This window comes from Amycolatopsis sp. QT-25 (assembly GCF_029369745.1).
Taxonomy (GTDB): domain Bacteria; phylum Actinomycetota; class Actinomycetes; order Mycobacteriales; family Pseudonocardiaceae; genus Amycolatopsis.
On sequence record NZ_CP120210.1, the window covers coordinates 5,450,067 to 5,466,280 of the forward strand.

General features: G+C 68.1%; 19 protein-coding genes and 1 tRNA gene. 9 read left to right on the forward strand and 11 right to left on the reverse strand.

The features are described 5' to 3' along the window. Positions 1-10: 10 nt before the first annotated feature. Entirely contained in the window at positions 11-2,296 is a 2,286-nt protein-coding gene (locus P3102_RS25125) for a LuxR C-terminal-related transcriptional regulator (RefSeq protein WP_276362268.1), read from the reverse strand. Positions 2,297-2,349: 53 nt separating this feature from the next. Further along, positions 2,350-2,820, reverse strand: a complete 471-nt coding sequence (locus P3102_RS25130; protein ID WP_276362270.1) for a cupin domain-containing protein — start codon at positions 2,818-2,820, stop codon at positions 2,350-2,352. A gap of 83 nt (positions 2,821-2,903) precedes the next feature. On the opposite strand from P3102_RS25130, the gene P3102_RS25135 reads away from it, so the two are divergent. Further along, positions 2,904-3,353 carry a MarR family transcriptional regulator gene (locus tag P3102_RS25135; protein WP_276362271.1) on the forward strand — a complete coding sequence of 150 codons (450 nt, stop codon included), beginning with the start codon at positions 2,904-2,906 and terminating at the stop codon, positions 3,351-3,353. Between the two features lie 216 nt (positions 3,354-3,569). After that, positions 3,570-4,214 (forward strand): carbonic anhydrase, encoded by a 645-nt coding sequence (locus P3102_RS25140; RefSeq protein ID WP_276362272.1) that lies wholly within the window; start codon positions 3,570-3,572, stop codon positions 4,212-4,214. Between the two features lie 480 nt (positions 4,215-4,694). Here the strand turns inward: P3102_RS25140 and P3102_RS25145 are convergent, their stop codons facing one another. Beyond that, the gene (locus tag P3102_RS25145; protein ID WP_276362274.1) at positions 4,695-5,306 is read right to left on the reverse strand and encodes a response regulator; all 612 of its coding nucleotides are present in this window, start codon (positions 5,304-5,306) and stop codon (positions 4,695-4,697) included. A 174-nt stretch (positions 5,307-5,480) separates the two neighbouring features. On the opposite strand from P3102_RS25145, the gene P3102_RS25150 reads away from it, so the two are divergent. Next, positions 5,481-5,557: transfer RNA gene (locus P3102_RS25150), tRNA-Leu, on the forward strand. A gap of 141 nt (positions 5,558-5,698) precedes the next feature. Here P3102_RS25150 and P3102_RS25155 read toward each other — a convergent pair. Both P3102_RS25155 and P3102_RS25160 read right to left on the reverse strand, forming a co-directional pair. Beyond that, positions 5,699-6,943 (reverse strand): DUF2399 domain-containing protein, encoded by a 1,245-nt coding sequence (locus tag P3102_RS25155; RefSeq protein WP_276362275.1) that lies wholly within the window; start codon positions 6,941-6,943, stop codon positions 5,699-5,701. Further along, the gene (locus P3102_RS25160) at positions 6,940-7,155 is read right to left on the reverse strand and encodes a hypothetical protein (RefSeq protein WP_276371651.1); all 216 of its coding nucleotides are present in this window, start codon (positions 7,153-7,155) and stop codon (positions 6,940-6,942) included. The genes P3102_RS25155 and P3102_RS25160 overlap by 4 nt, the downstream gene beginning before the upstream one ends. Here P3102_RS25160 and P3102_RS25165 point away from each other — a divergent pair. The 4 genes from P3102_RS25165 to P3102_RS25180 all read left to right on the forward strand — a co-directional run bounded on the left by P3102_RS25165 (position 7,087) and on the right by P3102_RS25180 (position 10,765). After that, on the forward strand, positions 7,087-7,398 hold the full coding sequence (locus tag P3102_RS25165) for a YciI family protein (protein ID WP_276362277.1): 312 nt from the start codon (positions 7,087-7,089) through the stop codon (positions 7,396-7,398). The two genes, P3102_RS25160 and P3102_RS25165, sit on opposite strands and share 69 nt — an antisense overlap. Before the next feature lie 20 nt (positions 7,399-7,418). Next, positions 7,419-8,609, forward strand: a complete 1,191-nt coding sequence (locus P3102_RS25170) for a DUF6596 domain-containing protein (protein WP_276362278.1) — start codon at positions 7,419-7,421, stop codon at positions 8,607-8,609. A 409-nt stretch (positions 8,610-9,018) separates the two neighbouring features. Next, positions 9,019-10,158, forward strand: coding sequence for a zinc-dependent alcohol dehydrogenase (locus P3102_RS25175; RefSeq protein WP_276371344.1), 1,140 nt, complete (start codon positions 9,019-9,021; stop codon positions 10,156-10,158). 13 nt (positions 10,159-10,171) lie between these two features. Continuing rightward, the gene (locus P3102_RS25180; protein WP_276362280.1) at positions 10,172-10,765 is read left to right on the forward strand and encodes a hypothetical protein; all 594 of its coding nucleotides are present in this window, start codon (positions 10,172-10,174) and stop codon (positions 10,763-10,765) included. A gap of 92 nt (positions 10,766-10,857) precedes the next feature. Here P3102_RS25180 and P3102_RS25185 read toward each other — a convergent pair whose 3' ends face one another. The 5 genes from P3102_RS25185 to P3102_RS25205 all read right to left on the reverse strand — a co-directional run bounded on the left by P3102_RS25185 (position 10,858) and on the right by P3102_RS25205 (position 13,760). Further along, on the reverse strand, positions 10,858-11,214 hold the full coding sequence (locus tag P3102_RS25185) for a methyltransferase (protein ID WP_346660200.1): 357 nt from the start codon (positions 11,212-11,214) through the stop codon (positions 10,858-10,860). A gap of 14 nt (positions 11,215-11,228) precedes the next feature. Continuing rightward, on the reverse strand, positions 11,229-11,876 hold the full coding sequence (locus P3102_RS25190; protein ID WP_276362281.1) for a methyltransferase: 648 nt from the start codon (positions 11,874-11,876) through the stop codon (positions 11,229-11,231). 32 nt (positions 11,877-11,908) lie between these two features. Next, positions 11,909-12,811: a cytochrome P450 gene (locus P3102_RS25195; RefSeq protein WP_276362283.1), complete on the reverse strand. Its 903-nt coding sequence runs from the start codon at positions 12,809-12,811 to the stop codon at positions 11,909-11,911. A 333-nt stretch (positions 12,812-13,144) separates the two neighbouring features. After that, a complete protein-coding gene (locus tag P3102_RS25200) occupies positions 13,145-13,288 on the reverse strand; it encodes a hypothetical protein (RefSeq protein ID WP_276362284.1) in 144 nt (47 codons plus the stop codon). A 151-nt stretch (positions 13,289-13,439) separates the two neighbouring features. Further along, positions 13,440-13,760 carry a hypothetical protein gene (locus P3102_RS25205; RefSeq protein WP_276362286.1) on the reverse strand — a complete coding sequence of 107 codons (321 nt, stop codon included), beginning with the start codon at positions 13,758-13,760 and terminating at the stop codon, positions 13,440-13,442. 152 nt (positions 13,761-13,912) lie between these two features. On the opposite strand from P3102_RS25205, the gene P3102_RS25210 reads away from it, so the two are divergent. Then, positions 13,913-14,341 carry a DUF6545 domain-containing protein gene (locus tag P3102_RS25210; protein WP_276362287.1) on the forward strand — a complete coding sequence of 143 codons (429 nt, stop codon included), beginning with the start codon at positions 13,913-13,915 and terminating at the stop codon, positions 14,339-14,341. 56 nt (positions 14,342-14,397) lie between these two features. Here the strand turns inward: P3102_RS25210 and P3102_RS25215 are convergent, their stop codons facing one another. Beyond that, positions 14,398-14,922, reverse strand: a complete 525-nt coding sequence (locus P3102_RS25215) for an ABATE domain-containing protein (protein ID WP_276362289.1) — start codon at positions 14,920-14,922, stop codon at positions 14,398-14,400. 72 nt (positions 14,923-14,994) lie between these two features. On the opposite strand from P3102_RS25215, the gene P3102_RS25220 reads away from it, so the two are divergent. Then, positions 14,995-16,191 (forward strand): MFS transporter, encoded by a 1,197-nt coding sequence (locus tag P3102_RS25220; RefSeq protein ID WP_276362290.1) that lies wholly within the window; start codon positions 14,995-14,997, stop codon positions 16,189-16,191. Positions 16,192-16,214: the final 23 nt, after the last annotated feature.

A 16,214-nucleotide genomic window follows, 5' to 3' on the forward strand; every position in this document is an offset into this window, starting at 1 on the left:
CCTTTCGGGGTCACGGCCGCCCGCGGGCGGCGTCTCGCTGCTCGACCCAGACGGCCAGCTGGGTCCGGTTGGCGAAGTCGAGCTTGTGCGCGATGTGCTGGAGATGTGTTTCCACCGTGCGCCGCGCGATGACCAGTCTCGCCGCGATCTCCCGGTTGCTCAGCCCCGCCGCGATGAGCCGCGCGATCTCCGACTCACGCGGTGTCAGTGGCGGGAGAACGCCGGACGGGGTTTCCGGGCGTACCTGCGGGCCGGTCAGGGTGTCATGCGGGTTCCGGCGGCGTCCCTCGGCGAACGCGGCGTCGAACTTCCCGGCTCCCAAAGCTTTCCGGGTGGCGTCGGAGAACGTCGTATGGGTGGCGGTGACGGCGACGTCGGGTACGGCGTTGCAGCGCTCCCAGAGCGTGGCGGCGATTCCGAACAACTCCGCCGCCCGGGTCCATTCCCCCCGCCGCGCGGAAACCCAGGCCAGACCGTCCACCCGGTACGCCGCGGACAGCACGTCGGACGCGCGGAGATCGATCTCCAGCGCGGCACGGATGAAGCGTTCGCCGTCGTCGAGGTCGCCGCCGTAGCAGACCTCGGCGACCCCCAGCCCGAACAGGGCCATGGAGCGATACCGGTACTCCCCCGCCTCCTCGCACAGCAGGCGCATCGAACCCAACAGCGCCCGCGCTCCCGGAAGGTCACCTCGGTGAGCCAGAACGACCCCTTGAAGGAACATGGGGTGCATCTGCCGTCGTAGGTCGCCTCGCTCACCGAAGATCCGCACGGCCTCCGCCGCGTGGGACAGCGAATCGGGCTCCATGGACAGCATCAGCACGAATGCCCGCGCATGGGCGATGTACGGAACGGCTTCGTCGTCTTCGATCGCCTCGGCGGCGGTCAACCGCTGCCGGGCGAGCGGCAGATCCGCGTGCAGCGCGGCGCACAGGGCCGCGATCGCCAGCCCCCGTGCCCGCCCGCGGGTCTCCGGTGTCAGCGCGTCGAGCGCGCGATCGATCCAGTCACGCAGTTCCCAGGCCGCGCCGCGGGCCACCCAGTACTCGATCATGCCGGTGGCCATCTCCAACGCCACCGGGCTTTCCCCAGGGGTGCGGAGCGACCATGACAGCGCCTCGCGGATGTCGGCGTGTGCCGCGTTCAGGCGTTCGTAAGCCTCGTCCTGCCCAGGCCCGAACCAGGTGTCGGCGGCCTGTCCGATCAGCCTGGCGTAGTGATCACGATGCTTCCTCGCCACGGCGAACTCGTCACCGGAATCGGCGAGCCGCCCGCCGCCGTACTCGCGCACGATCCGGAGCATCCGGTAGTGCACCCTGTCCGTGCCGTCGACGCGGGACAGTACCGATTTGTCGACCAAGCCGTCCACCGCGTGCAGCACGGCCGTGGTGTCGAGCCCGCCGACCCCGGTGCAGACGTCCTCGACCGCGGACAGGTCGAACTGCCCGGCGAATACCGAACAGCACGCCCACACGGTCCGTTCGGTCGCGGTGCACAGGGAGTGGCTCCAGTCGAGGGTGGCGCGCAGCGTTCGATGCCGCTCGACAGGCGCCCGGAGACCGGTGGCCAGTACACCGGGGTCGGTCTCGACCCGGTCCGCGATCTGCGACGGCGACAGGACCCGGATCCGGGCGGCCGCGAATTCGATCGCCAGCGGCAGACCGTCGAGCCGCCGGCACAGGCGGACGACGTCCGCGACGTTGCTTTCGGTGACCTCGAACGAGGGCAGGACGGCGGCGGCGCGCTCCGCGAACAGCCGCACCGCGCCGAAGGTGAGCGCCTCTTGGGAGGTCGTGTTCTCTTCGTGGGGTACGGCCAGGGGCGGGATCGTCAGGACATGCTCGCCGGCCACCCCCAGCGAGCAGCGGCTGGTGGCCAGGACCACGAGGTCGCGGCAGTCGCGCAGTAACGCCGTCACCAGGTCCGCGCTTCCGGCGAGAAGATGTTCGCAGTTGTCCAGCACCAGCAACGACCGCCGGGGCCGCAGGTACGACACGACCGCTTCCCGGTCGGTCCGCCCCGCCGTGTCGTGCAGGCCCAAGCCGTCGGCGACCGCGCGTGCGACGAGACGTTCGTCCCGCAACTCCCCCAATCCGGCGACCGCCACGCCACCGGGGAAGGTCCGGGTGAGCGAACTGGCCACCTGAGCGGCCAACCGGGTCTTGCCCACGCCACCGGCCCCGGTCAAGGTGACCGCGCGTCCCGCGCCGAGCAGCCGTCGTACCTCGTTCTCGTCGTCCGCGCGGCCGACGTAACTCGTCAGTGGCCGCCGGTGGACCTCGCTTTCGCTCGCCATGGGCCTCCTCACCGGTGGTCCCATATCGAAGCATGTTCCGCGGAACCGAACGGCTACCGGCCGCACTCGTCCCATTCCGGCGCGTCGACGAAGTGGACGTCATACCGTTCGTGAAGGCGCTCGACCTCCTCCGGCGCGACGTTCCCGCGCAGGATCTCGGGCAGGACACGGAAATAGCCGAACCGGTCGACGCCGGGCGCCAAGGTGATGAGGACGTCCGCGGCGACGTCCGGTGGCGCGGCGAAGGCGTGCCGGACACCCGGCGGGACGACGACGTAGCCACCCCGCTCGACCGTGATCGTCTCGGTGTCCACCAGCATCCGCAACGCTCCCTCCAGCACGTAGAACGCTTCGGCGGATTTCTGGTGATAGTGCGGTCTTGTGCCGGGTTCGCCGGCGCGCAGGGACAGCCGGTTCGCGCCGAGGAACCCACCCGTGTGCGCACCGTCGGCCAGTAGCCACAACGCGGGCTTCTCGATGACTTCCGCGTCTTTCTCCCGCACCACCCAGGCTTCGTTCGCCATCGCGCTCACTCCTCATCTAGTTGAATTCTTCAACCAAAGCTAGGCCGAAGTGATTGAAGGCGTCAACTGTTATCGTGAGCGCCGTGACCAACTGGCTCGACCCGGACCAGCAGCGTGACTGGCGGGCGTTCATCGAGGGATCGGTGCGCTTCATCGACCTGCTCGACCGGCGATTGCGCGAGGAGCACGGGCTTTCCCTGGCGGAGTTCGAACTCCTGGTGCGACTGTCCGAAGCCACCGGCCGGTCGATGCGCATGGCGGACCTGGCGAAATCGGCGTACTACTCGCGCAGCCGGCTTTCGCATCGGATCAACGGGCTGGAGACCCGCGGCCTCGTCCAGCGGGAATCGACCGCCGACGACGGCCGCGGCGTACGCGCCCGGCTCACCGACAAAGGGCACGAGACCCTGCGCCGCGCGGCACCGGACAACCTTCGTACCGTCCGCGAACACTTCGTGGACGTGATCGCGCCGGACGACCTCCAGGCCGTCGGCCGCGCCATGCGCGCCGTCGCCGCGACACTCGATCAATGACGCGAGGCGGCCCCGTGGTCCGGACAGGCCGAGCGGAGGCGGAACCGGGCGAGCGGCCCGTGCAGGCCGAGTTCGTCGAACGTCGTGGTCCTTCGTGGACCGACGCCGCGCTTTCCTGGTGAAGCCTCAAGGCGTGCCGCCGTCGGATGGCGTCCGCCGGTATGACCCGGACCACACGCTCTGCCGTCCTCGACGACAGACGGTAATGTCCGTTTCATGAGCGACGCGCCGCCGAGCCCTTCCGAGGCCTTCGACCTTTTGCTCGCCGGTAACCGGCGTTTCATCGCCGGCACCCCGGAGCACCCGAACCAGGACGCCGTCCGCCGCGCCGAAACAGCTCCGGGGCAGCGGCCTTTCGCTGTCCTCTTCGGTTGTTCCGACTCGCGGCTGGCCGCCGAGATCATCTTCGACCGGGGGCTGGGCGATCTGTTCGTCGTCCGCACCGCCGGGCACGTCGCCGGGTCGGAGGTGCTGGGCAGCATCGAGTACGCCGTCAGCATCCTCGGCTGTCCCCTGGTCGTCGTGCTCGGCCACGACTCCTGTGGCGCCGTCGCCGCGACTCGCGCGGCACTGACCGAAGGACTCGGCACCAACGGCTTCGTCCGCGATGTCATCGAACGGGTCACCCCGAGCGTCCTCGCCGCCCGCGCCGCCGGGCTCACCGGCGACGACGAGATCATCGACGAGCACATCCGGCACACCGTCGACCTCCTGGTCGACCGCTCGCGGCTGCTCGGCGACAAGATCGCCGCCGGGGAAACCGCTGTCGCCGGACTGTCCTACCACCTGGCCGACGGCAGTGCGCGCGTCGTCACCACACGCGGCTTGAGCGAGCGACCGGTGGACGCCCAGCCGGCTTGACGGTGAAGCCGTTCCCGCACAGCGGATTTGGCGCTGCTCGTGGTGCTCGCCTACGGATGCGGCCTGGTCGTACCAGGCCCATCCGGTCGCGACGCCGGCCGAGCCTCGCCCCTGCGGATCGGCCCGACGGCGCCTGCCGTGGAGTCAGTTCGGCGCGCGGAACTGCTCGCCGGTCGCTGTGGCACGAGTACGCCGGGTTGCTTCGTGAGTTCGCGGAAGCCGTGCGCGACAGCGGTCTCGACGCACTGTCCATAGTAGACGCTCGCACATCACCGTGACGATCGGAACCGAGTCCCGAACCGTTCGCCGGCCGGTGCGTCCGCGCCGTCGAGGTACCCGAGCCCGTCACGACCGGCCACCACGAGACGAAGCCGAGGACACGCGTCGACCACGTCGGTTTCCTCGGCTTCCCCGACCACTACGACATTCTCACCCACCGGCGGAATCTGCGCGTCCGCACGTCACGACCGAAAGCCGACGTCAGCCGATACTCTCGACGACGGCCTCGGCCACCGCCTTCATCGTGGTCCGGCGGTCCATCGCGGTGCGCTGTATCCACCGGAACGCGTCCGGCTCGGTGAGCCCCTGGCGGCTCATCAGCAGTCCCTTGGCACGGTCGATGACCTTGCGCGTCTCGAGCCGGTCCGTGAGACCCGCGACCTCGGACTCGAGGGCCTGGAGTTCGGCGAACCGGCTCACGGCCAACTCGATCGCGGGCACCAGGTCGCGCTTGGCGAACGGCTTGACCAGGTACGCCATCGTGCCCGCGTCCCTCGCCCGCTCGACCAGGTCACGCTGACTGAACGCGGTCAAAATGACCACGGGCGCGATCCGGTCACCGGTGATCCTGGAGGCGGCCTCGATCCCGTCGAGCTTGGGCATCTTGACGTCGAGAATCACCAGATCGGGTTTCAACTCGGTGGCAAGGTTGATGGCCTGCTCGCCATCACCGGCCTCGCCGACCACCTCGTAGCCCTCTTCGCGCAGCATCTCGACGAGGTCCAGACGAATGAGGGCCTCGTCTTCGGCCACGAGCACCCGCCGCTGGGGTGCGGCGACGGCACCATTGGCCTCGGCAGCCTGCTCGGTCACCGGGGTCCTCCTGAAGGTCGTCGGGCAGTTCAGCTCGCGGGCTTGCCGCGAACCTGAAGCCTACCGGGAACGATCCAGACGGCTAGATGGCGTTCACCACGTCAGACGGTCGTCACACTCCCCGGGCCCGGCGAACGGCGCACTCCCGTGATCCCGTAAAGTTCACCGGGCACCGCCCCCGTAGCCCAACTGGCAGAGGCAACGGATTCAAAACCCGTCCAGTGTGAGTTCGAATCTCACCGGGGGCACCACAATGATGAAGCATTTCCGTAGGTCAGCCCCGTCCCCTTAATGGGGCTGATCTTGCGAGGAAACGCAACTTGCAGGTCAGCCCTGTTCCCCTTGGTCTCCTACGGGGGCTCTACTGGCTGAAACAAGAGTGTCTACTGGGGCTACTGATCAACAGAGCGCGCTACAGCCGCGAGGTCAGCCATCAACAACGCGAGCACGCGCTCTTCATGCACCGCAATGCGCGTGAGGTCGTGAACGTCCCGTAGTCCTCCGACAGCGGTCGCAAGATCGACGGGCGCGTCGCGATGACCGCTCGAACCGCACTCCTCGGCATACGTTCTCGCATCGAAACGCCAAGATCTTGACCGGGGAGCCACGGAAAGCACCTGGTCGGCAATGGTGAACCCGGCCGGGTCGAAGTCTGCCCGCGCGTGGATCGCGCAGCCGGCGGTAGCGAGTCCGGCGAGGAGATCAAGGGCAGCACCGGAGGCGATCCCATCGGTACACACCAGTGGTGGGCAATCCACGCCAAGAGCATCGGCGGCAGCTTCAGCGATCGTGGGGTTCTCGCACACGAAGACATCGCTCGCGGATGTGGTCCAGGTGCCCGTGAGCGAACGGAGCGTCAGCCAGACGGGCTCGCCGGGAGCGGCGGCGCAGAGCCGTGCAGCCGGAGATTCACCGGTCAGCGGGAGGTTCAGCACCAGCACGCGAGAGGACACTCCATCGCACATCACCCCCGCGGCGGCCCATGCCGCGCGCCAGGCTCGGCCCGCGCGTTGCGGTCGGGGCAAGTCGTGCAGGAGCGCGAGGAGACGGGCCACTCCACGACCCAGTTGTCGATCGGCATCGAGCGCGTGGGCATCGTGCAGAGTGCCTGCGGCAAGTTGAGCGAGCCGTGTCCCGCTGCCGGTGCCCCGCAGTTCAACCAAGACGGTCGCCGTTTGTTCGGCGAGGGTCTGGAGCTCACCCGAGCCTGGCCGAGGTAGTCCTGCGTCGAGCAACCACCTTCCCGCCACGTCTGCGGCTAAGCCCACCTTGGTCAGGTGCGCAGCCGCGCGGTCGCGCTCAGCGGTTGCGTCGGCTTGGGCTCGGCTGCGACGTGCCTTGTCTGGTTCGATCTGTTCTCCGTGCAGTGCCTCGACGAGTCCGAGCACGGTCAGGTGGTGTTCGGCCAGCTTCGCAGCGAGGTCTTGAAGACGAACGGGTTTACCGGACAGTTCCCACCGCGTACCGAGCATCAGCGCAACCTCCCGCCGCTGCTCCACGCTCAGCGCAACACCGGTGAGAGTTCCCGTTTCGGTGCGGTGTCCGCGCCTGGCCCGGTTGTGGACGGTGGCGAGCACGTCCGCAGGACCTGACAGACGTGCCCAGTTCTTGATGCCAGACGGGATCGTGGTCGTCACTCGGCATCCACCTCGGCGAACAGGCCATCGGCCGTCATCAGCGCCTCGTCCGCCGCGCGTACGTCCGAGAGCGGCAGTGCGACCGCGGTCCACTCTCCGCCGCACCACAGGTACGGAACGGCATCGACTCCGGGCAGCCCCTTGTGCCTGGCGAGGTCTCCGTCTTCGCCAAGCACGAGGAATTCGCACGCCTGCTCGCCTCGCGTGGCCACGAACTCGCCGGCGGTCAGGAGTTGATGCCGTCACACACGACACGGACGGTCACCAAAGGTGACGACGGCAAGGTGGTGACCGACGGCCCGTATGCGGAGACCGTCGAGCAGCTCGGGGCCTTCTACCTTGTCGAGAGCGACGATCTCGAGGATCTGCTCGAGATCTGCGGAGTACTCGCGGAGCCCGACGGTGCGATCGAGGTGCGGACAGCCGTCGACCACAGCGACAACGCCGGGGATTGACCCTGCTCAGACTCGAGCGGTTGCTGCGTGACGAGTGGGGTCGCTTGCTGGCCCTGCTCGTTGCGCGGTACCGCCGGCTCGACTTGGCCGAGGACGGGCTCGCCGATGCTTTCGAGGCCGCCGCTCGCACCTGGCCGGATGACGGCGTCCCCGACAACCCTGCGGCCTGGGTGCTCACGGCAGCACGCCGAAGAATCTCCGATCGTCTCCGCTCCGAGGAGGCGCTGGTTCGCCGAATGCCGCTCTTGGCGGTCGACGCGGAACTCGCCGCGGCGTCACAACGAGTGATGGCGAACCCCGGTGACGAACTGCTCGACGAGCGGTTGCGACTGGTGCTGCTCTGCGCTCATCCCCGGCTGACACGCGAGGCGGCGGCCGCGCTGACCCTGCGGCTGGTGCTGGGTGTGTCCACCGCGGATGTGGCCCGTTTGTTTCTCCTGTCCACGCCGACGATGGCCGCGCGCTTGACCAGGGCCCGGCGCAAGTTGGCCGGCGCGAGCTTCACCATCCCCGCGCCTGCGGAGCCGCCGAGCCGGGTGGCGGTCGTTGCCGAGGTCTCGTACCTGGCGTTCACGGCCGGTTATGCGCCGGTTTCGGGCTCCGACGTGGTACGCACCGACCTCGCGGGCGAGGCGATCCGGCTGGTCCGTGTACTTCGCTCCCTTATTCCCGTGGTGGACACAGAGCTCGACGCTCTGCTCGCGCTCATGCTGATCCAGCACTCGCGTCGAACTGCTCGCATCCGCGCTGGGGAGCTCGTGCTGCTGCCCGCGCAGGACCGCGGGTTGTGGCGACAGGACGAGATAGTCGAGGCGCTCGGACTCCTGGAGCCTTTGGCCGAGGCTCCGCCGGCGCCCTATCTGCTGCAGGCGATGATCGCGGCGGAGCACGCCATCGCGCCGTTCGCAGCGGACACGGCGTCGGGTCGAATCGTGCAGCGATATGACGAGCTGCTCAGCCTCTCCGACTCGCCAGTCGTCCGGCTCAACCGCGCTGTCGCGGTCGCCGAGACGGCCGGCGCGGATGCCGGGCTGGCGGCCCTCGCCGGGATCGCGCTCCCTGGCCACCGATTGCCGGCTGTCCGCGCCGAGTTGTTCGCCCGCGCCGGCAGAATCGATGAAGCGGTGCGCTCCTTCGACACCGCGATCGCCCTGTGCGGCAACGAGGTCGAGCGCGCGCACCTGGCAGCACGACGCGCCGGGTTCGCCTGACTTCCCGGCGCGATGACCTACCTGACCAGGTATGGCCGGCGAACTGGCGCGGCTGAATCCCTGCGCTGAAGGCACGGAAGGATACCCGCACGCACTTCGGCAGGGTGAGGGTCGGATTTCGTCGGCTGCGCCGGTGCGCCTGGGGCGACCGTGGGGGTACATGAAGGCCCCATCGCTGTGGGTGGCGATGTTCAACCTGTCCATCGGTTGTGGCGCCCTGGCCGGCGGCGTCATCGTCGACACGCAGCGCGACCTACCGCACGGCCTACCCGCGCCTGACAGTTCAACCACGTCACCTCGTGTGCTCGGCCGCCGGAGGAAGCACAGCCCGATTGCGACGGCGGTTATCCGGGAGCGGGCTGGGTATCCGGTGACGGAGGCTCTACCGAAGGAGGAACAGGTGCGCGCGATGGTGTATCGAGGGCCGTACAAGGTGCGGGTCGAAGAGAAGGACATGCCCGTCATCGAGCATCCCGGCGACGCGATCGTCCGGGTCGAACTGGCCTCGATCTGCGGTTCGGATCTGCACCTGTACCACGGGATGATGCCGGACACGCGGGTCGGCATGACCTTCGGGCACGAGTTCATCGGCGTGGTGGAAGAGGTCGGTCCCGGTGTGCGGAACCTCCAGCGGGGAGACCGCGTGATGGTGCCGTTCAACATCTTCTGCGGCACCTGCTGGTTCTGTGCGCGCGGGCTGTACGCCAACTGCCATAACGTGAACCCGAACGCCACGGCTGTCGGTGGGATCTACGGCTATTCCCACACTTGTGGCGGGTACGACGGCGGGCAGGCCGAGTTCGTGCGGGTTCCCTTCGCCGACGTGGGGCCTGTCGTCATCCCGAACTGGATGGACGAGGAGGACGCGGTGATGCTCACCGACGCGCTCGCCACGGGATACTTCGGCGCGCAGCTCGGTGACATAGTCGAAAACGACGTGGTGGTCGTCTTCGGCGCCGGGCCGGTGGGCCTCTACGCCGCCAAATCCGCCTGGCTGATGGGTGCGGGCCGGGTGATCGTCATCGACCACCTCGAGTACCGGCTGGAAAAGGCCCGCGCCTTCGCACACGCCGAGACCTACAATTTCGCCGAGTACGACGACATCGTCGTGCATATGAAAAAGGTGACCGATCACCTCGGCGCGGACGTCGCGATCGACGCGGTCGGCGCCGAAGCCGACGGCAACTTCATCCAGCACGTGACCGCGGCCAAATTGAAATTGCAGGGCGGCTCGCCGGTAGCGCTCAACTGGGCCATCGACTCGGTACGCAAGGGAGGCACCGTCTCCGTCATGGGCGCGTACGGCCCGATGTTCAGCGCGGTTAAGTTCGGTGACGCCATGAACAAAGGACTCACCCTGCGGATGAACCAGTGTCACGTCAAACGGCAGTGGCCGCGGCTTTTCGAGCACATCCGCGCCGGTTACCTCAAGCCCAGCGAGATCATCACCCATCGGATTCCGCTCGAACACATCGCCGAGGGCTACCACATGTTCTCCGCGAAACTCGACGGCTGCATCAAGCCGCTCGTCGTCCCGAACGCCGGTTGAAAGGGAACTCGCCATGCCTTACACGCCCGAGCGTCCCGCGCTCACCGAATCGAGTGAACAACTACGTGCGCGCATTCCCGGCTGGGGTGCCGACCTGAACCGCGAAGACCGTCCGTCCGTACCGAAACTCGACCGCGGGGAAGGTACTGGCGTACCCGGTGAATTCCCCGAACGGCAGCCGGAGAAATGGCCGCGGGAACGGTCGATCGAGCACAAATTCCTCACCCCGGTGTTCGGCACCTCGTGCCCTCCGCACGGCCTGTCCGGCGCGCTGCGAAAGTATTCGTACCGTAAGTACAGCGAAGGACGCGCCGCGCACTGGTTGTTGCTGCTGGGCGCCGATCGCGTGGACGCTTGGGAGCAGCACCTGCGCTCGTTCCTCACCCTGCGCCCGGACAACCCGATCACCGAGACCGGTGTGCTCAGCGAGTTCACCCGGCACGGGATTTCGTCGAGATTCGGCAAGAAGCGCGCCGACGTGAAACACCAATGGCTTGACCCGTTCATCGTCGCGGGCCCTTGGCTGCTGATGGCCGCGCTCGTCTGGTCCGTTGTCCGCAAGGCATCGCGCTCACGGCCTGCCCGACGAACGGAGCTTGCCAACTGAGGTATCGACAGCGTTGGTCGACCCGGCACTGATCGGGCTCGCCGCCGATATCCGCGCGGGGGACGTCCTGGTGAACAGCGCCGAACCGAGACTCAGGCCTTGACGGCACGCAGGATGTTCGTATGGGTTCCGGTCTGCTTTCCACTGATCTCCACCGGTCGCAGGCCGGCCTCGGCGAACAAGGCGGCGAACTCCCCCTCGGTGCGGATGGCGCCACCGCAGGCAAGCGTGCACAAGTCACTCATCAGGGCCACCGGATCGGGCCGGGTGTCCCCGTCCGGGAGGACCATGTCGATGACGAACAACGTGCTGTCGGCACCCATCGCCTGGCGACAGGAGCGCAGGATGCGAACGACGTCGTCGTCGCCCCAGTCGCACAGCGCGCTCTTGACCACGTAGGCACCGCGCCCGGCGGGCAGCGGATCGGTGAGGAAGTCTCCGGCGATCAGCGTGCATCGATCGGCTACCCCGGCGTCTTCGAGCGTGGCCTGAGTGTTTCCAGGCCGGCGGGCTGGTCGAAGATGGTGCCGCTGAGGCCGGGATTGCCGGCCAGCAGGCCTGCCATGAGAACACCGTTACCGCCGCCCACGTCCACGAGGTCATGGGCACCCGCGAGGTCCAGCGACCGGACGAGTCCCGGCACGTCCTGCCGCGCCGCTTCCGTGCAGCACTGGTAGAACAGGGCCTGACTGGCCGGATCGTCCGCCAGCCACGCGTAACTCGACTGGCCGAAGACGTGCTGCACCGCCGATTGACCGGTGCGCACGGTGTGCTCGATCTTCCCGCATGCGCTCCACGTCGGCTCACCGGCCATTTGCAGGGCCGGATACTTCACCGAGCCCGCTACGTCCGCCCGCAGCAGCTGTCCGGCCGAGGTGAGCTCGTAGGCGCCCTCCTCGTTCCTGATCAGTAGCCCCAGGAAAACGGCGCCACGGAGCAGGCGCCGCAGCGACGGTTCGTGGCAATCGGTCAGTTTCGCCAGTTCTTCCAGTGGGACCGGTCCCCCGGCGAGCCGTTCGGCCAGGTCGAGGGTCGCCAGGGTGCGCACGATCTGTGCCGGGACGAAATCGAACACCATGTCCATCACTCGGGCAGTATCCTGTCGCGTCATCTTCCGTACCTCTCGAACAGGCCGGGACATGGTCACCACGCCACCGGCAGCTCACACAGACCGCCGACAATCGGATTGTCGTTCGACCGCAACTCGTTCACGGGTATCGCGAGGCGCAACGTCGGGAACCTCTCGAAGAGCTTGCCGAACACCACCCGGAGCTCGCTGCGAGCCAGGCTCCGGCCGACGCACAGGTGCCTGCCGTGTCCGAAAGCCAGATGAGGGTTGGGTGTCCGGGTGATGTCGAAGCGATCCGGTCGGGAGAACACGCGTGGGTCGTGGTTGGCCCCGACGAAATTGATCACTACGGCGTCCCCGGACCGGATGGTCACGTCACCGATCTCGATATCCGCACCGGCGTAGTGCGCGAGTGTGTCCCCGCCGGTCATCCGGCGGCGGAGTATCTCCTCGACAGCGGAGTCGAGCAGCGAAGGATCTCGTTGCAAGGCTTCACGTTGCCGCGGGTTGGTCAGAAGATGCAGGGCACCCCACTGGATGACGTCGGCCGTGGTCCCGTTCCCGGCGAACAGCAGGCCGCTCGCCATCGTGCTCGCCTCCGGCATCGTCAGCGCGCCTGCCGTACACGCGGCGGCGAGATCCGACAGAACGGCTTGCGCCGGTTCGGTTCGCTTGCGTTCCAGCAACTTCCTCATCCCGGCGAAGAGATTCTCCATCGCCACACGGGAGCTCCGCGCGTCAGCCGGGTCGGCGCCCTGCACCGACCACGCCTTGAATTGCTCGCGCTCGGTTCGCGGCACACCGAGCAATTCGAAGATGACCAGTGTCGGCAGCGGACCCGCCAGTGATGCGATCAGATCCACCGGCGAATCTTGTTCGGCCATCGCCGACAGCAGATCGTCCGCCAGTCCTTCGATCCAGGGCTTCAGCGCGGCCATGCGCTTGGCCGAAAAGGACTTCGACAACAGCACCCGCATCGCAGCCTCGTTGTCCAGTTCGGACTGATATCCTCGTACTCCCACTCCGAACCATCGACCAGGGCGGAGTTGGTGACCTTCGGCGCCTTTCCCGGGTCAGGGTGGGACCGAGTCAGTCTCGAGTCGGTGAAGAGACGCTTCGCCTCGTCGAAGCGCGTGACCATCCACGCTTCGTCACCGACCATGGTCCGAAACCGGGACACGGGGCACCTGTTCTGCAGCTCCCGCACGGCAGGAGGGAGGTCGGGGACGTTCGGCTGGAAAAAGGGACCTGTCGGCAGGTCGGCTTCCTGGCTTTCGGGTTCTCCCCACGGGGCGTGCGTGGCCACGAGTTCACCGGTCTCTGTCGATGGCCGCCTGCGCGAAGCCGCACAACCGGCCGCGGCTGGCGGTGACCGGCAGCCCGTTCACCTCGCCGTCTCCGCTGACCAGGTCCATCGGGAACGCGCCGGCCAGCGCGTCGGGGATCTCCGACATCTCGATCTTCTTGAGGACGTCGAGTTCGTAACCGGTCTCTTCGGCCAGGTCACCGACCAGGGTCGGGTTGCCCAGCGCCTCACCGAACCACAGGTAGGCCCGGCCCCGCTCGGTCAGCAGCCCACGGGGCCGATTCGGTTCGTCGGCGCAGTCAGCAGTCGATCACGTCGTGGACCGGAGTCCAGTCGTAGACGTGGTTGCCGGACGGGGCTCGGCTGGCATCGATGGGCAGTCCGGAGTTGCCGAGGAAGAGCGCGACCGTGCCGTTCGTCTGGTTGTTCCCCCAGGACCCCGGTGAACTCCACGGGATCCGGTAGATGTCGCAGCGATACAGGTCGATCCGGCTTCCACTGCCGAAGGTGCCCGAGTACGCGCAGAAGTGACCGTAGGCGGTTCCTCCGTCACAAGGCCCCGGGATTTTCGCGATTCCGGGCGAAGGGCCGAATTCGCGAGGACTCGTCTCGTCCGGCAAGGCGATCCGAACCTCCGCTCCCCCTTGACGTCGATCTTGGTGGGCGCGATCCGCCGTCCGCCTGTGATGGCCAGATAGCGCTCGACTTCGAGCTGTAGCCACTCTGCTTCGGTCGCGTCGAGTCCTGCGGTCTCGGCTTGGGCCATGAAGCGGTGACGATCCGGGAGAGCGTCGGTCGCAGCCGTTTCGGTGGCGGCCCCACGCGGCCGTCACTCCCGGCTACGCCACACCGGGTCATCGGTATCCGCGACGCGCCGGTCGGTCCGCTGCGCGACCACCTCGACGAGAACACGATCCGCGTCACCAAAGAAGAAGCGATGCGATCCGGGTTGACGGAGGACGACGCGCAAGCGGTCGCCGAGGCGGCACTCATCGCCGCCGCGGTCGCCGCGCATTCCAGCGGCAGGTCTGTCGCGTCATCCGCGCCCCAGGCGCCGCGACTGCGCCGGAAGAAGGACTTCGACGCCGAAACGGCCTGGCTGGCCGAAGTCAGCCAGGCCTCTAGCCGCTCCTCGATCGTTCCCGTGGTCTTGAGGCGACACTCGTCGTCTCAGATGAACCCGATCGGTCGTGGGGAGTAGCACGACCCGTGGTTTCGATCGGGTCGGCGCGACGGCGGGGACGATCAGCCGGTTCGTCAGAGTTTTCCGGCTTTGCGGCGACGGTAGTCGGCGGACTTCACTTTGGTACCGCAGGCGCTCATCCCGCACCAGCGGCGGCGGCCGGAGCGGGAGGCGTCGAGGAACAGCCGGCTGCAGTCGGAGTGGTCGCATTCGCGGATGCGGGCGGCCTGCGGACCCGCCAGGAGCAGGAGCGCGTCCCGGGCGAGGGTCGAGAGCGCGTGGGTGAGGTCGCCGTGGAACCGGAGCACGGAGCCGGTCCACTGCGGCACCAGCGGAGGAGCCGCCGCGGTGGCGTTGAGTGCGACGCGATCCTCGTCGCTGCCGGCACCTCGGCAGAGACGGTCGACGAGTTCGCGCAGGGCGATCGTGCGATGAAGTCCGTCCGCGTCCACGGTGATCCCGCCGCTCAGCCCGGCCTGATCGAGCCACTGGGTGACGTCGGCCGGACTGACGAGCAGTTCCCTTGGTTCGTCGCGGTGCCGCACTTGCAGGGTGGTGGTGAGGTCCAGGCTCAGGCTCCCGCTGAGAAAGGTGAACACGTCACCACATTGACTGGTGACGTACTCACCTGTCAAGGTGGCGTCACCAGTCAATGTGGTGACGGGATGCGGATGAGCGGATTGTTCAGATATCTCACGGCGGCAGTCCTGGTCCGTGGAGCCGACAGCGGCGCCACGGTCGGCCTGGTGGTGCTCGCGATGGACCGGCACCAGTCCGCGGCCATGGGCGGCCTGCTCGTCGCGGCGCTCAACGCGCCGCACCTGCTGGGTCCGTGGCTGGCGGTGAGGCTGGACCGTACGGTGCACCGGCGCCGCCTGCTGGCCGCGTCGTACGTCGTCTATGGCCTGGGACTGGCCGGTGCCGCATTGGGGCTGGGCCACCTGCCCGCGGTCGTGTCCCTGGTGGCGGTGGGGCTGGCGGGGGCGTGCGGGCCGCTGCTGACCGGTGGGCTGAGCAGCGTGCTGGACGAGGTGAGCGCGAGCAAGCGCAAACACAGCTGGGATGCGCTGTCCTACGGCATCGGCGGCACGGCGGGACCCGCGGCGGTCGCCGGGCTGTCCGCGAGCATCGGTCCTCTCCCCGCCGTGCTCGGACTGGCGACGACGACACTGTTCTCGGCCGCTGTGATCATGACCCTGCCTCTCGATCACGGCCGGGCCACCGGGACGGTCGTGCGGCTGAAGGACGGGCTCGCCGCGCTGGCGCAGCGGCCACCCTTGCGTCGGGTGACGGTGCTGACCCTGCTGTCGGCGGTGGAGCTGGGAGCGCTGCCGGTCATAGCCGTGACCCTGGGCGAGGACCTGCGCGGCACGGTCGCGGCGGGTGCCGCGTTGACCGTCGCGTATGGGGCGGGTGGTCTCCTGGGCTCGGTGCTGGTGACGGTGTGGCCACTGCGCGGTGAGCCGGAGATCTTGGCGCTCCGGCTTTTCGCGACCATGGCCGCGGTGACCGCGTTGTGCGCCCTCACGACCGACCACACCACCGCGATCGTGGGCTTCGGCTTCCTCGGCCTGGTGAACGCGACCTCGTTCGCCGCCACCCTCGCGGCCCGCGCCCGCTACGCTCCGCCCGGCGCCCACGCCCAGGTGTTCGTCACCAGCGCCGGCCTGAAAGTCGCCATGGCCGCGCTGGGCGCCGCGCTGGCGGGCACCGCGGCCGGCCTCGGCGGACGCGGTCAGCTCGCGTGCGCGGCGAGTCTCACGACACTCGCCGTCCTGACCGCGTGGGCGGATCTCCGCTTCACCCGGCAGCGCCCTACCAGCCCCACCGCCGACGACCGCCGTGACGAGACCGTGCGCCCATGCTGAACGGAACGCGGAGGGCGACCAGC

Excerpts from the sequence above, each read along its gene's own strand:
- P3102_RS25125 (WP_276362268.1), bottom strand. The coding sequence starts at position 2,296 with ATGGCGAGCGAAAGCGAGGTCCACCGGCGGCCACTGACGAGTTACGTC.
- P3102_RS25130 (WP_276362270.1), bottom strand. The coding sequence starts at position 2,820 with ATGGCGAACGAAGCCTGGGTGGTGCGGGAGAAAGACGCGGAAGTCATC.
- P3102_RS25140 (WP_276362272.1), top strand. The coding sequence starts at position 3,570 with ATGAGCGACGCGCCGCCGAGCCCTTCCGAGGCCTTCGACCTTTTGCTC.
- P3102_RS25175 (WP_276371344.1), top strand. The coding sequence starts at position 9,019 with ATGGTGTATCGAGGGCCGTACAAGGTGCGGGTCGAAGAGAAGGACATG.
- P3102_RS25180 (WP_276362280.1), top strand. The coding sequence starts at position 10,172 with ATGCCTTACACGCCCGAGCGTCCCGCGCTCACCGAATCGAGTGAACAA.
- P3102_RS25190 (WP_276362281.1), bottom strand. The coding sequence starts at position 11,876 with ATGACGCGACAGGATACTGCCCGAGTGATGGACATGGTGTTCGATTTC.
- P3102_RS25195 (WP_276362283.1), bottom strand. The coding sequence starts at position 12,811 with ATGCGGGTGCTGTTGTCGAAGTCCTTTTCGGCCAAGCGCATGGCCGCG.
- P3102_RS25200 (WP_276362284.1), bottom strand. The coding sequence starts at position 13,288 with ATGTCGGAGATCCCCGACGCGCTGGCCGGCGCGTTCCCGATGGACCTG.
- P3102_RS25220 (WP_276362290.1), top strand. The coding sequence starts at position 14,995 with ATGAGCGGATTGTTCAGATATCTCACGGCGGCAGTCCTGGTCCGTGGA.